Genomic DNA, 14,587 nt, shown 5'->3' with positions numbered 1-14,587 from the left:
ATTGCCAACATGGAGCAGCGTGACGCGATGATCACAGATCTCTCGACACACGAACATAACGCAACTAAAGTCTCGCGTCGCGATCCCGACGACCCATTATCCGGTCCCTCGCTACTTGCGGAAATTGCCGACCTACTGGTCAAACGATAAGGCGGCCGTCCTTCACAGATTGGACGCCACTTTGGAAGACGTGCTTGATCTTTTCTCGCTGGAGTAGGATCGAAAGATCTGCCTCAAGGTCTCCCTCCACGACCACCACATCGGCCAGTTTTCCGGGCAGCAGCGTACCGATCTCCTGGCCGAGCTTGATTGCCTCGGCCGCCGCCCCGGTTGCGCGGTGGATCGCCTCCACGGGTGATACGCCGACCAGTTTAGAGTAAAGAACAATCTCGAGCGCGTTTTCACCATGAAAGGTTAGGTCGGGGATCCCGCAGTCGGAACCGAGCGCAATCTTAACGCCCTTGTTTGCGGCCATGCGGAGATTGTCCGGATATACCTTCATAATCTCCGAGGACGAAATCACAAGGTGATCTGGATAGCCGAACTGTTTCGCCCGCGCTGCCTGACGCTCGAAAGGATAGAGCGTCGAGATAAGCCAAGTCCCACGTTCGGCCATGAGCTCGGCACCTTCTTCGTCAATTAGACAGCCATGCTCGATCGTGTCGACGCCGGCAAGAACAGCGCGTTTAATGCCTTCTGCCCCTACGGCGTGGGCTGCTGTATGCTTGCCGCGCTGTCGCGCCTCGTCGCATATGACGCGCATCTCCTCAACGGTATATTCCGGCCCGCCGGACCACTCCCCGCCGCCCGCGCGGGTAGCAAATATTTTGATGAGGTCGGCGCCTGCTTTTAGCTGTCGCCGCGTCACGACCCGGAGCTCGTCGACCCCGTCAGCCTCGACCACGTCCATCCAGGCATGCCCGCCGGTCATCGCGACGCCGCCACCACAGGCAAGGATCCGTGGACCGACCAAGAAGCCGTTTTTTACGGCCTCGCGTAGCACGATGTCACTGTAACCTGAGCACCCGACGTCGCGGATGGTGGTGAATCCGGCAAGAAGGGTCTTGCGACAAGCATAGGCGCCCATGGCGACGTCACGACCCGCCTTGGCGGTAAGATCGAAGAAACCAGCTTCCTTTTCGGTGAGTTGCGAGAATGCCGTCCAGGAACGGGGCTCGTCAACAGTATCACCCCAGCAAATGTGGTCATGTGTGTCGACCAGCCCCGGAATGATCGTGTGACCGGCCGCCTCGATTACCGTGGCGTCGCGACAGCTGATATCCAGACCTGCCGCGACAATGCGGCCATCATCGATCAGGACATCGCCAAAAAAAGCCTCCTTGCCCGTTCCGTCGATGATCTTGCCGCCCTTGATAGTAATGGACATTAGCATTGCACTCCTTGTGAAATTGCAGAAATCAAGTTCAGCTCAGATTTTCGGTCTCGACTCGGGGGCATCAGGTGGCCATCGCCGAGCTGATTGAGGCTGAGGACGATCATCATGATGCCTTTGCGAGTGAGAAGCTCAGCCCCTCTTCGTTGCTTGCTCCTCCGGCGTCGGGGATTCATCTTTCAGATCACCTCCTGGCGAAGCGCCGCCCTAGATTGCACAGCTCTCCTGTCGAACAAATCTCAATCTGGTGCCAGGTCTGCAATCAGCGTTTCAAAAGCGCGCGGACTGATTGCTTCAGTCCGGTCTGCCGAATCTACGCCTTGAACCCCGTCTCCAACTTAACGCGAGCGCGATCATGCCCCGGAATTTACTGACGTTGGATGTATGCCGCATGATGCCGGGCTCCGGGCAAGGTGCTGGAGGCGCCGACCGACTCCGGCCCGACATACCCGATGACGACGTTAAGGCACATTTTACCAAGCGGCGTTCGCGGCACGGCGCAGTGCAGGCGATCTGACGCGTGAAGCTCGTATGGCTCACCTTCGCGCATTCCCACCGCGACGGTATATTTGCGATCAGACCTTCTAAGCAGCAAAGCCAACGCGGCCGTCGGTTAAAGACCTTCTTGCCGCACAGCCTTTCTCCAGCAGGTGGATATCCGCGACCCGCCAGAACCATCGAGATCTTCCACCGCGGCAAGCGCATTGCCGTCCACCAGCGCCGCTCTGGAGGTCCTCGCCATGGAACCGATCCAGATCACATGCCCAGTGCCGATCGGCGCTATGCCGAGTGGACCCGGATCGCTTCCGTCGCCGGTGCCATCAATACAGCCGCAGACCGAATCGCTATTCTCGCCAACCGTGCGCACCCGAACTAGGCTTCGGCTCATGTCTGGGGGTGCTGCGTCTGTTCAAGGACATCGATCGTGAACGCGCGGAGACGATATCCGCGCGGACCATCGCCATCGGAGCGCTCAGCTGCCAAGCTTTCGCATCCGTTCTTACCAACAAAGAGGGAGCAAACATTGCCGAGAAAAAGAGGGTGGCCGTTCGCCTCGACCTGCATGACCCCGGCTACTTCCCCGGAAAACCCACTTCCAAAGGACTGATTATCCTCACTCCACGCTCGATCTCTCTCTTGCTCAAGATCGCTACCGGCGACTGGGCCCGTGCCAGGCACAATTTACTAATTGCGGGCCCCTCAGCGTCGAAAGAGTTGGCTTGCTTCGGCCCTTGGCCATCGGGCCTGCCGCGACGATCCTGCCGTCGCCCGCGTGGAGATAGCCGTCCGCTAGCGCGTCCGGTCGTTCACCTTCCATGCCATCGCACGATTTGGATGCGATACCGGTTGATCCGAGGCTTACGGCAGCCCGGCCTGGGGCCGATGATCCGCACCCCGGTACCGCTCAGGCTGATCTGCTTACGCAGCCCGCGGGGTGTTGCAGCCGCGCGGATTAGGCGTATCACGAAGCAGGGCCGAGGCCGGGCGAGAGGGCATGCTGGTCGAAGCGGCTTGGTAGCTGCCGACGCATTTGGAGCAACCCCGAACGAATTGTGACAGCTCTGTTTCAAAAAACGTTAACATTGACGCACAACGACGCCGTTGCGACCTCATCCTAATAGCAGGATCCGCTCCAACGGAATCGCTCAACTAAAAAGGGGAACTGGTAATGAATAATATCGTAGGCAGTGTGAACCGCCGGACCCTTCTCAAGACCGGCGCGGCGCTCGGGGGAGGACTCATAGCAGCCGGCATGCCGCTCTCGCAGACCATCTGGGCCGCAGAAGGCAAGGTACTCAAGGCGCGCGCCTTCCGTGAGCTTCTCACCCTCGATCCGGGCTTCTATGGCGGGGTAGCCGATGTCGACGTGATGAACTGCATCTATTCGAAGCTCACGCATTACAAGCCGGGCTCCGAATGGGGCTGGGATCTGGAGGCGGCAGAAAGGATCGAACAGGTCGATCCCACCCATATCCGCTTCCATCTTAAGAAGGGCATCAAATTTACGGGCGGCCATGGCGAGATGACCGCCAAGGACGTCAAATTCTCGTTCGAGCGCGTTATCAAGCACAAATCGCCGGTTGCCGGCGACTGGGGTCCGCTCGATCTTGTCGAGTTGGAGGACGACCATACTGGCGTAATCGTCTTCAAGACGCCGTTCGTGCCAGCTTGGCTAATCAGCCTTCCCTATGGCGTTGGCCATATCGTTTCCGAGGATGCGGTGATGAAGGCAACCGGTGATGGCGGTAGTTTCGGCATGAAGCCGCCCGCTTTCTCCGGCCCCTATGTGATCGCGGAGTGGAAGGCGAATGAGCATCTCCTTCTTGCCCGCAATCCCGATTGGTCGGGGCCGAAGCCAGGTTTTGACGAAATTCGCATCGTTCCGATCGCCGACGAAAAGGCTGCGGAGCGTGCGTATCAAGCGGGCGACATCGATTTCACTACGATCAGCTTGGATTCGCTTGCGACCTTAAAGAGCAACCCACCCGCGGACACCAAGGTCGAGGAACTTGCCTCGCTCTCTTATACCTGGCTCGGCATGAACCTGGATCATCCGAAGCTGAAGGACATCAATGTCCGCAAGGCGATCCAATGGGCGATCAATGTACCTCAGATCCTCGATGCCGCCTATGCGGGTCAGGCGGCGGTCGCAACGGGGTTGATTGCTCCCGGTGTTGCCGGGCATCGCGACAAGGCGCTTGTTCCCCCGGAAGGTGATCTCGTAAAGGCCAAGGAGTTCCTGGAAAAGGCTGGTGTGAGCGATCTCACCTTGACCCTCGATTGCCTGAACGACAGTACTAAATCGACAATCAGCCAAGTGATACAGGCGCAGTTGTCTCAGATTGGCATTACGGTTGACGTCAAGGTCCAGGATTCCGGCTCGTTTTGGACTATTGGTTCGGAAGCGGATGGCGACCGCTGGAAGGATATGCAGCTCATCGTTAATGAGTACACCATGCTGCCGGATCCATACTATGCCGCCTATGGTTTTGTGAGCGAACAGGTCGGCGTGTGGAACTGGGAGCGCTTCCGCAGCAAGCGCTTTGATGAGCTGAACGCCAAGGCGCTCGCCATCAGCGACCCGAAGGAGCGGGCACCGCTCTATTCCGAGATGCAAGATCTCATGGAGGAGTCCGGTGCCTACCGGTTCTTGACCCATGGAGGGACACCGGTCATGTACCGCACTACGCAAATACAGGCCGCAACCCGCCCGGACGGAGCCCCACTATACCTCGATTTCAAACCGGTTTAGAGTGGCTTAGTCTTATCAAGAAGATGTGGCTCTATATCCTCAAACGGATAGCCCTCGCGATCGCAATCATTGCGATTGCGGTGGTGCTTATGTTCCTGATGATCCGCGCCGTCCCCGGCGACCCGGCCTCGATTTTGCTCGGCCCGCGCTCGACGCCTGAAATGAGAGCGTTGCTTCATGAGCAGATGGGGCTCGACAAGCCGCTTGTTGTGCAGATCATTACGTTCTTCGGCGGATTGCTTCATGGCAACCTGGGTTTTGACGTATTCAGCCGTAGGCCTGTTGCCGACATTGTTTTGGAGCAATTGCCTTTTACGATCGAACTGATTTTCGTATCGATCTTATGGGCGGTCGTAGTAGCCGTGCCGCTCGGCTGCTACTCCGCGGTGCGGCGAAACTCCTTCGTCGACCAAGTGGCGGGAGTCCTGACGGTCGCCACAATCGCAATTCCTTCCTTTGTTATGGCTGTCTACGCGCTGCTGATCTTTGCCGTGACGCTGCGCTGGTTGCCAGCGATCGGAGCCGGTAATGGCTTCTGGGATGGACTTATCCATCTAATTCTCCCAGGTTTCGCCATAGGGGTAGGGTGGGTCGGCTACATTTCCCGACTGGTACGAGCATCCATGCTTGAGATCCTGGGGGAAAACCACATCCGCATGGCCCGCTCTTTCGGGATCTCGGAATGGCGCATCGTCGCGCGATACGCGCTGCCGCTCGCGATCCTGCCGACTGTGACCATACTCGGGGTAGGCATCGCGTGGCTTCTTTCGTCGGCTGTCTTTATTGAGGTGGTCTTCGCGAGGCCTGGCGTCGGCGCGTTGATCGTGAACGCTGTCAATACGCGCAACTATCCGATAGTGATGGGCATCGTGCTCCTCACTACGTTCCTTATCGTTGCAGCCACGACGCTCTCGGATCTGATCAATGCATTCCTCGATCCGCGAACCCGGGAAAAGCTCTGACATGGTAAGCGTTGAAGCCATCCATCCGGAAGCCAACGAAGCCATCGATACCGGCGCCTTTCGCACCTTCTTGCGCCAATTTCGCAAAAATCCGCTGGGCGTGCTCGGAGCAGTGCTTGTCATACTAATAGCAGCAAGCGCGATCTTCGCTCCGCTGATAATCACGCATGATCCGATCCGGATCATGGTCGGGCCTCGTCTGGCCGCACCTTCACTGGATTTTCTGCTGGGTACGGACCAACTGGGCCGCGACACGTTTTCTCGCACCATAATGGGTGGCCGCATCCCGCTCCTCGTTGCTTTCGCCTCCCTCGGCAGTGCGCTGGCGGTCGGCGTCGTGCTTGGTTTGATTGCTGGATTCGGTCCTCGCTGGCTCGACAATTTGCTTTTGCTTTTTTTCGATACGATCCGCTCGTTTCCAGGAATAATTTTCGCACTGGCCATCATCGCGCTTCTGGGACCAAGTCTGGCAAGTATCATTTTTGTCATCGCAATAACGTCGGCGCCGATTTATGCGCGCGTCGTGCGCACCCAGGCCCAGGCGTTGCGCAGCAGTGAGTACATAGCGGCAGAGCGCAGCATGGGCGCAGGCACGACGCGCATCCTTGGCGTGCATGTCCTGCCTAATGTGATTGGCCCCCTTCTCATCCTCGTAAGCATGGACGTGCCGGCGGTCATCGCCTGGGAAGCAGGTCTCAGCTTCCTCGGGATGGGCGTGCGGCCCCCGACGCCTGACTGGGGAGCGATCCTCAACGATGGCTATAGCTACATCAACCAGACCCCTTGGCTGGTGATCGCCAGCGGCATTCCCATCATCCTTGCAACGCTTGGCTTTACATTTTTGGGTGAGGCGCTACGCGACATGTTCGATCCCAAGCTGCGGAAAGACCTATGAAACCCGACGATTTGACACCGCATCCGTTCGCCCGACCGCTTCTTGAGACCCGTGGGCTCGATCTCGACTTTGGGACGCCACGCGGCCGTGTTCATGCGCTGCGAAACGTTTCGCTCGATGTGCCAGCCGGACAGGTGGTTGGCATCGTCGGGGAAAGCGGATCTGGAAAATCGACCCTCGCATATACGGTGATGGGCCTGCTTCCAGAAAATGCAGATGTGACAGCCGGCAGCATCCTTTTCGAGGGTAAGGACCTGCTGAAAATGCCCGTTCAGGCGCGTCGGAGCCTGCTCGGCGATCGTCTTTCGATGATTTTCCAGGACCCGATGACCGCTCTCAGTCCCGTGCGGACCATCGAGAGCCAGATGATCGATATCCAGCACCACGGACAAGGAAGCCGTAGCGAAAAGCGAGCTCGTGCCCTCGAGATGCTGCACCGGGTCGGAATTCCTGATCCGGAAAGCCGTATAGGCGCCTATCCGCATCATTTCTCTGGCGGCATGCGTCAGCGCGTTTGCATCGCTATGGCGCTTCTTGTGAAACCAGCGCTCCTCGTCGCCGACGAGCCAACCACTGCGCTTGATGCAACGCTGGAAGTGCAAATCATTCATTTGCTTAAGGATCTGCAAAAAGAAATTGGTTGCTCGATTCTCTTCGTCTCCCACCACCTCGGCGCGGTGGCTGAGTTGTGCGACCGGGTCGCAGTCATGTATGCGGGTGAAGTAGTGGAGAAGGGCGCCGTTCGGGACATCTTTCACAATCCTGCTCACCCCTACACCCGCGCGCTGCTTGAGTGCGACCCCGGGCGTATCAAAAAAAGCACACGCACTTTGCCGACCATACCCGGCGAGGTGCCCAGTCTCCTGGGCAGCAAGGTAGGATGCATTTTCCGCACACGTTGCCGACATGCGTCTAACCGCTGTGTGCAAGAGAACCCGGTTGAGTACCGCATCGGCGTGAACCAAGTCGCCCGATGCCATCTCCTCGACAAAGAGCGGTTGGTTGTGGCATGAGCGCACTGCTTCGGGTTCAGGATCTGCGTGTCCGCTTCCGCACCATGGGGCCACTGAAGGCGCTCGCAACCGGGACGAAAGCCTCTTTCATCGACGCAGTATGCGGTGTGTCCTTTGAAATCCGCAAAGGCGAGACACTCGCCCTTGTCGGTGAAAGCGGCTCGGGCAAATCCACCATCGCGCGTACGCTCATCGGCTTGCAGCGGGCTGTCAGCGGCAGCATCAGCTTCGACGGACAGGAAATTGAGACACTCAGCGGAGCTGAACGCAAGCCCTACTTGCGACGCATGGCGATGATGTTCCAGGATCCCATCGGCTCACTCTCGCCGAGGCTGACCGTTAGATCGCTCCTCACAGAGCCATTTCGCATCCATGGATTAAAGGATCGCGATGCCGGAAGCGAAGCCGAGCGCCTGCTTCGGATGGTCGGCTTGCCGGCGGATTTTGCTCGTCGATATCCCCATCAGCTCTCCGGAGGTCAGGCCAGGCGCGTGGGTATCGCGCGTGCTCTTGCGCTGACTCCGGACTTGATTATTGCCGATGAACCGACCGCAGGCCTCGACGTCTCGGTCCAGGGCGAGGTGCTTAATCTGCTCGCGCGGCTTCAGGACGAACTCGGCATGGCGATCCTGATCATCTCGCACAATCTCAACGTTGTGCGCCACATGACCGATCGCATGGCGATCATGTATCTCGGCCGCTTTATTGAGGTCGGCTCGACCGAGTGTGTCTTTGAGCAGCCGCGTCACCCCTACACCGAGGCGCTGCTTGCGGCCAATCCCGAGCCTGATCCGGATGCGGTGCTCAATCGGATAGAGCTCAAGGGGGACGTGCCGAGCCTGATGAAGCGCCCGTCCGGCTGCGAGTTCCACACAAGGTGTCGTTACGCGAAGGATATCTGCAGCTGCGTCTTCCCCGAACCTTCAACAAAACCGGATGACGCGGATCACATCTTCAAATGTCATTTCCCGCTGGAACGCGAAACCGCAATGCCATTTGAGCAGACACGACTGTCTTTGAACCAACCCTGAATTGACTAGCCATCCATCGCTCCATCCAGACCGTGCGAAGGAAATAGAAGAATCTAGGGTCACAGATCCGTGCACTATTCATGTCCCATGAACCTCTACTTGGAAAGACCCGCCGCATGACGCTCTGCTCGATCGCCAATCCCGACCTCGCCACCCAGTTCGACAACAAGCCGCGCTGGAACCTGCCGGACCACCGCCGCAGTGGCTTCCACAACCTCCACACCACTCTGCGCTATACCATGTCGATGCGCGCCCCCCGCGTCTTGCCGCTCAGGAAGGAGGTCGACTGGACAATCGGGGAACGGCCCGAGGTCGCACGCTATCTCGCCATGCCACATTTCTCGGCTTTCGTGGTGGTGCGCGACGATCGGATCCTCTACGAGGCCTATGCGCCGGACTTCGGGCCCGAGCGGCCGCATCCCATCATGTCTATCACGAAGACGACGCTTAACCTGATGCTCGGTCGCGCGGTGGCTGACGGCCTCGTCGATCTCGACGCGCGAGTAGGCACGTATCTGCCGGAGATCGGTACGGGCTACGCCGAGGCGACCGTCAAGGCGGTCGCCGACATGAACGTCGCCAACGACTTCAGCGAGGACTACAGCGATCCTTACACTTCGTCCTTTGACATGGAGGCCGCTATCGGCTGGCGCCTGCCGCCGGGGGGTCAGAACGAAGAGACGACCCGTTCATTCATCTGCGGCATCACCGGAGACGATTTGGCCAATCGCACCGGCGAGGTACTCTACAAGTCGACCAACAGCGACCTCATTGGCTGGATCATCGAGCGCGCCAGCGGCCGGGCCTTGCGCGACTGGCTGATCGAGATCATCGAGGGGGCAGGCCTAGAGCGATCCTTCCATATCACTTGCGACCGCGAGGGTGTGCCGCTGGTTGACGGTGGCGCCTGCCTCACCGCCCGCGATCTCGCGCGCTACGGGCTACTGTTTGCGCGCAAGGGCGAGGGTGTCGACGGCCGCCGCGTGGGCGATGCCGCCTTCATCGAAGAGACCCGCCGCAATCCCGGCCCTTCCTGGCCGAAGCCGCGGGACTGGATGCTCTATAGTCGCCAAACGTTCACCGACGGCACATGGCTCGGTCACGGCGGTTACGGCGGCCAATTCATGCTCGCCAATCCCGACACCGGCGTCGTCGTCGTCTATTTCAGCGTGCTTGAGAACAAAAGTGCGTCTGACGCCGCCTTCTCCAGTGATCTAGTGAAGATGATGTCCGAACTCGCTGCAGAATGTTGAGCTGGTTGCCGCCCTGGCCCCGCGTTTGTTAGTCCGTACCTCCTTCCACCTAGGATCGCGCTCTATTCTAGCGTCAGATAATGCAAGAGAAGACCGGTGCCCGCATTCGCGACCAAGATAGTGAACCAGCTGATACAAGACTGCCGTCAAAATCATTAAGGAGATCCTCTTCCAGACTGCGGCCTAGACGGCCTAGAGGTTGTCCACAAGGTGCACAACTAAGCTCAGGCCCGATGACTGGCACTTGCTAGGAGATGATTACGCTGAGGTGACAAAAGCGTCCCCCAAGCACAAACCGCCCTCCCAAGGCGCACGGGCCCGGCAGTGAGCTTAGTCTCCTGCTGGGCCTTTTCCGCGATTACCTCCGCTTTTTCTATCGAGCCGTCCGCGCACAGTGGAGTTGTGTGCATCAAGTTCTGCAAAATGGCGTGGCATTGCGGTGACGTCGGCGTGTCCGCCGCGCAGCTCCCGTGTTTAGCGGAGCGGCGGACACATAACGGTGCTCAGGCGGCCAAGGCCCTCAGGCTCTCCTTCTTCTGCTCGCGCAGATGATCCATGTTGAGATAGCGGGTCGCCTCGAGCCAGTTCTCGTGGATCTCCACCGCCAATGCCCGAACCAGCCGCAGACAGCTCCGCGGGTTGGGGAAGATGCGAACGACCAGGGTGCGCCGCTTCATCTCCTGGTTCAGCCGCTCCAGCATGTTCGTAACCGGTATGATCATGACGGTGCCATCCGATCCCCGCTGGAGATGAGCGATTTCGGCGTATGGTGCGACCATCCGGGACAGGGGCACCGGGAGCACGCCAAGTGCGGGCAGGCCGATGTATTCGATGAGCTGCGAGCTCGCGTTAGTAGCTGGCCGCCCCTGCGACCTGCCCGGTTGCGCCGAGAGCGCGGATCCGTAGGTGTCGCGTCGCCCGCCGGCTCCCGACTGTTTGAGGAGAGGGAGCCGATGAGACGTGTGATTGGAATGGACATCCACCGCACCTTTGCGGAGGTGGTGGTTTGGGAAGACGGCCGGCTGCGCCATCACGGACGGGTCGACATGACCCGCTCGGGACTGGAAGGGTTCGGCCGCAGTTTGCGACGGACGGATGAGGTTGTCGTCGAGGCCACGGGCAACGCCATGGCGGTGGTGCGGGTTCTGTCGCCCTATGTCGGCCGGGTGATTGTCGCCAACCCGATGCAGGTGAAGGCGATCGCCCATGCCAGGATTAAGACCGACAAGATCGATGCCGGCGTTCTGGCGCAGCTCCATGCCAGCGGCTTTCTGCCGGAGGTCTGGGTACCTGACGAGCGGACCGCACGCGCGTGAACAACGAGGTGCATGGCATCCTGCAGGCGCACCTAATAGTGCCGAAGTGCCCGCATGCCGATCTGTTCAACAATCGCGGTCGCGCCTGGCTCGAGCGGCAGGTGCTTCCCGACGACGAGCGGCCCGCTATCGCCCGCCACATCCGCGAGATCGATCGCCTGGCCGAGGATCTGGCTGACCTCGATCGCGACATCGTCCGGGAAGCGGTTGATGATGCGCAAGTCCGGCGGCTTCAGACGATCACCGGCGTCAATGTCATCGTCGCGAGCGGTATCATCGCCGCGGTCGGCGACATCCGGCGGTTCCGCGAGCCGCAGAAGCTGGTGAGCTACTTCGGCCTCAATCCGCGTGTGCGCCAATCCGGTCTTGGCTTGGCGCAATATGGCCGGATCAGCAAACATGGGCGTTCCCATGCCCGCGCCATGCTGGTCGAGGCCGCCTGGGCCGCGGCGAAGGCGCCCGGACCGCTCAGGGCCTTCTTCCTACGCATCCGTACCAAGCGTGGTCATCAGGTCGCAGCTGTGGCGGTCGCCCGCAAGCTCGCCGTGCTGATCTGGCATCTGCTGACAAAGGAGCAGGACTACTTCTGGGCTCGCCCGGCGCTGGTGGCGACAAAGCAGAGGCAGCTCGCTCTCAAGGCCGTCGCGCCGGCCGAGCGCGGTGTCGGTCGCCGCGGTTCAGCTTACGCCTACAACGTGAAGGAGTTGCGAAACAGCGAGAAAGCCGCGGCCGAGAATGCCGAACGTGCCTACGAGCTAATGGTTCGGCATTGGCGGTCACGAGGGCTGAAGCGGCGCACGACGCCACAAATGAGGAACGACTATAACGGCTGCGTGGCGGCACTCTCATCCTCTCGCACCACTCTTTGCCACGTGGCCGTCCGTGCCGGAACAAATATAGCACAAGGAAATCTGGCGGCACGACCGACGCCCTCGGTCCGCACCAGACTGGCGCCGTGCTCGACGCCGTCAAGGCGTGGCCTGGAAAACCTCGCAGCCGGCCGTGCCGCCATCGCACCGGCCAGCCTTGACTGCGTCTCGACACGCTCGCGTGGGAAATCCTGTGGGCCGGGACGAAGAAACAGGCTCACCTGAGCCGAACAAAGAAACGCAACAGGAATCGAAAAAGTCGGAATCAGGCTTGTCGATCTCATCCGTCGTGTAGATGATCCGCCGCACGCTTTCGGGATAGGCAAAGAATGGGACGACGTGCTGCCAATTGCGCCGCCAGCTTTGGGTGATCGCCGGATACCGCTGCCCCCAGTAGCTAGCTTCGAATCAAGAGCCTTCATGCCGGCTTCGGCGTCCTTGGCCCGGTAGATCGCGCGCAGCGCCGGCACGACGGACTTGCGGTCCTTCCAGGACACGAACTCCAGGGAATGACGGATCAGGTGCACGATGCAGGTCTGGACGACAGTCTGGGGAAAGACGGCGTTGATCGCCTCGGGGAAGCCCTTGAGGCCGTCGACGACGGCGATCAGGACGTCGGCGACGCCACGGCTCTTCAACTCGTTCATGACGCGCAGCCAGAACTTGGCGCCCTCGGTCTGCTCGATCCAGATGCCGAGAATGTCCTTCGTGCCGTCCGGCAGGATGCCGAGCGCGATGTAGACGGCCTTGTTCCTGACGAAGCCCTCGTCCCTGATCTTGACCGTATGGCATCGAAGAAGACGAGCGGATATACCGCGTCCAGCGGCCGGTTCTGCCACTCGGCCACTTCCTCCAGGATCGCATCGGCAACCGTCGAGATCAGGTCCGGCGACACGTCGATGCCGTAGAGCTCCTCCAGATGGCCGCGGATCTCGCGCACTGTCATGCCGCGCGCGTACATGGAGATGATCTTGTCATCGAAATCGGGAGAACGGCGCTGGTATTTGGCGATCAGCTTCGGATCGAAGGTCCCGGCCCGGTCGCGCGGGATCGACAGCGTCATCTTCGACGTGCCCGTCAGCACCGACTTCCGCGAATGGCCGTTGCGGCCATTGACGCTGCCGTCGGTGCGTTCGTCCTCAAGGTGCTCGTCGAGTTCAGCGTTCAGAATCCGTTCCGAAAGCGCCTTCTTCAGGTCGTCGAGCAATCCGTCCTTCGCAAACACCTCATTCGGATCGCGGCCGGCAAGCAGTTGGTCCAGAAGTTCCCTCTCAATAGCCATGCGATGATTCTCTCCTTTCCATCATCATGGCCTCGCGCACAGAATTCCCGACAGTCCCCGATGCCGCACATGTTTTCGCTCCTTGCCTTGTGTAACTACCGCGCCCAGCATCCGGGACACCGCACCCGCGGACACGTGATAATTCTTCATGGCCGCTTCATCGACTCAACGCGAGTAAGCTCGATCGATCGTGACGGCTAGTTTCCGCATGCTGATCGCTAGCACACCACCATGCAGCGCGCACCGACCCGTTCTAGTAGCTTTACTGCTGCGTCTATATGCTCGACGAGATCGTCCAACTGCGCCGCAATGCCAAAACGGCCAAGCACTTGCTGACCCGTAGCGGTAAGCCGGTTTATGCGAGGCGGTTGCCGGGCCGTAACGGGTCACAAGATATTACCACGGCGCGCCCTATCGGCAGTCCCTTGCCAAGATTGCGCGGCTCATCTGCCCGTTTGTACCCCGAAAGCCTCCATCGTCGCCGTCGAGGACGCTCTTCGGACCAGCGGATGGGTGAGGCGGATCTGGATGGCACGGTCGATCAGCTGATGCGGAACCGAGCAGAAGGCGCTGCCGGCCTCGACGTGGTAATCGGGCTGCGCTTGGGCACCTTCCATTTGACTTGTTCGAACTTGCCGCCGGCAACGTCCTCAAGGCTGCTCGCTCGATCTCGTCGAACAGTTCCCGGGGAGGTTCGCCGACATGGTGCATTCGCCGGCTTTAGCGAGCGGAAAGAACCAGGTTGATGGTCCACGGTTCTCGATGGCAGCGAGCGGGTAACATTTGTTACCGCTCGCAATGACCATTTCACAGCCCGCGTCCGTGGCAATCCTTGCTGCCATCACTTTGTCACCATGCCACCCGAACTGTGGCGAGCCAGGCGTGCGACGACCCGCCATTGCCTCTATCTCGGGAGTAATGCATCTAACCTCTGTCACCAGACGGGCTGCGGGGTTGTTGTGTGGGTTTTGCGACAAGAGGCCATCTACGTTGGAAAGCAGAACGACATCGTCAGCGTTTACCATCTGCGCGACGTGCCGCTAGCCGGTCATTGTCGCCAAAACAGATCTCCGCGGTTGCGATCGTGTCGTTCTCGTTGATAATGGGGACGGCGCCAACTCTGAGAAGTTGTTGCAGGGTCGACCGCGCATTAAGGCGGCGATGTTGATCGTCTATATCTTCTCGAGTCAATAGTATTTGCCCAACGCCAAACCCATGGCGTTTGAAACTCTGTTCATAGGCACGCATGAGTTGAAACTGACTGATAGCGGCGGCCGTTTGCTTCTCTTCAACTCGCAGGGATCTGTCCAGATGATTGAA

The 14,587-nt window shown here is 59.6% G+C and carries 8 protein-coding genes and 5 pseudogenes; 8 read left to right on the top strand and 5 right to left on the bottom strand.

Annotated elements, in window-relative coordinates; translation table 11 throughout:
* Window positions 1-139 precede the first annotated feature (139 nt).
* Entirely contained in the window at window positions 140-1,387 is a 1,248-nt protein-coding gene (locus tag NKI06_RS26090) for a metal-dependent hydrolase family protein (RefSeq protein ID WP_352561543.1), read from the bottom strand.
* A gap of 1,155 nt (window positions 1,388-2,542) precedes the next feature.
* Here NKI06_RS26090 and NKI06_RS26085 point away from each other — a divergent pair.
* The 7 genes and pseudogenes from NKI06_RS26085 to NKI06_RS26055 all read left to right on the top strand — a co-directional run.
* A pseudogene (locus NKI06_RS26085) lies at window positions 2,543-2,660 on the top strand (ATP-binding protein); the annotation flags it as partial.
* Window positions 2,661-3,062: 402 nt separating this feature from the next.
* Window positions 3,063-4,646, top strand: coding sequence for an ABC transporter substrate-binding protein (locus NKI06_RS26080; RefSeq protein ID WP_352561540.1), 1,584 nt, complete (start codon window positions 3,063-3,065; stop codon window positions 4,644-4,646).
* Between the two features lie 23 nt (window positions 4,647-4,669).
* On the top strand, window positions 4,670-5,608 hold the full coding sequence (locus tag NKI06_RS26075) for an ABC transporter permease (protein WP_352561538.1): 939 nt from the start codon (window positions 4,670-4,672) through the stop codon (window positions 5,606-5,608).
* Window positions 5,571-6,503 (top strand): ABC transporter permease, encoded by a 933-nt coding sequence (locus NKI06_RS26070; protein ID WP_352561536.1) that lies wholly within the window; start codon window positions 5,571-5,573, stop codon window positions 6,501-6,503. The genes NKI06_RS26075 and NKI06_RS26070 overlap by 38 nt, the downstream gene beginning before the upstream one ends.
* Complete coding sequence (locus NKI06_RS26065) at window positions 6,500-7,516, top strand: ABC transporter ATP-binding protein (RefSeq protein ID WP_352561534.1); 1,017 nt, start codon at window positions 6,500-6,502, stop codon at window positions 7,514-7,516. The genes NKI06_RS26070 and NKI06_RS26065 overlap by 4 nt, the downstream gene beginning before the upstream one ends.
* On the top strand, window positions 7,513-8,547 hold the full coding sequence (locus tag NKI06_RS26060; protein WP_352826448.1) for an ABC transporter ATP-binding protein: 1,035 nt from the start codon (window positions 7,513-7,515) through the stop codon (window positions 8,545-8,547). Before NKI06_RS26065 ends, NKI06_RS26060 begins: the two co-directional genes overlap by 4 nt.
* A gap of 80 nt (window positions 8,548-8,627) precedes the next feature.
* The gene (locus NKI06_RS26055) at window positions 8,628-9,800 is read left to right on the top strand and encodes a serine hydrolase domain-containing protein (protein WP_352987589.1); all 1,173 of its coding nucleotides are present in this window, start codon (window positions 8,628-8,630) and stop codon (window positions 9,798-9,800) included.
* Window positions 9,801-10,303: 503 nt separating this feature from the next.
* Here the strand turns inward: NKI06_RS26055 and NKI06_RS26050 are convergent.
* Window positions 10,304-10,507, bottom strand: a pseudogene (locus NKI06_RS26050) (transposase); the annotation flags it as partial.
* Between the two features lie 264 nt (window positions 10,508-10,771).
* Between NKI06_RS26050 and NKI06_RS26045 the strand changes: the two are divergent.
* Window positions 10,772-11,942, top strand: a pseudogene (locus NKI06_RS26045) (IS110 family RNA-guided transposase).
* A gap of 304 nt (window positions 11,943-12,246) precedes the next feature.
* Here the strand turns inward: NKI06_RS26045 and NKI06_RS26040 are convergent.
* The 3 genes and pseudogenes from NKI06_RS26040 to NKI06_RS26030 form a co-directional block, all read right to left on the bottom strand.
* Window positions 12,247-13,267: pseudogene (locus NKI06_RS26040) on the bottom strand (IS256 family transposase); the annotation flags it as partial.
* 443 nt (window positions 13,268-13,710) lie between these two features.
* Complete coding sequence (locus NKI06_RS26035) at window positions 13,711-13,884, bottom strand: hypothetical protein (protein ID WP_352561529.1); 174 nt, start codon at window positions 13,882-13,884, stop codon at window positions 13,711-13,713.
* Window positions 13,885-13,917: 33 nt separating this feature from the next.
* A pseudogene (locus NKI06_RS26030) lies at window positions 13,918-14,515 on the bottom strand (glutamate 5-kinase).
* Window positions 14,516-14,587 lie beyond the last annotated feature (72 nt).

It is taken from the genome of Mesorhizobium sp. M0772 (genome assembly GCF_040320135.1).
Taxonomy (GTDB): domain Bacteria; phylum Pseudomonadota; class Alphaproteobacteria; order Rhizobiales; family Rhizobiaceae; genus Mesorhizobium.
The sequence above is the reverse complement of the archived record's forward strand: the minus strand, read 5'-3'. Positions and strand labels throughout refer to the sequence as shown.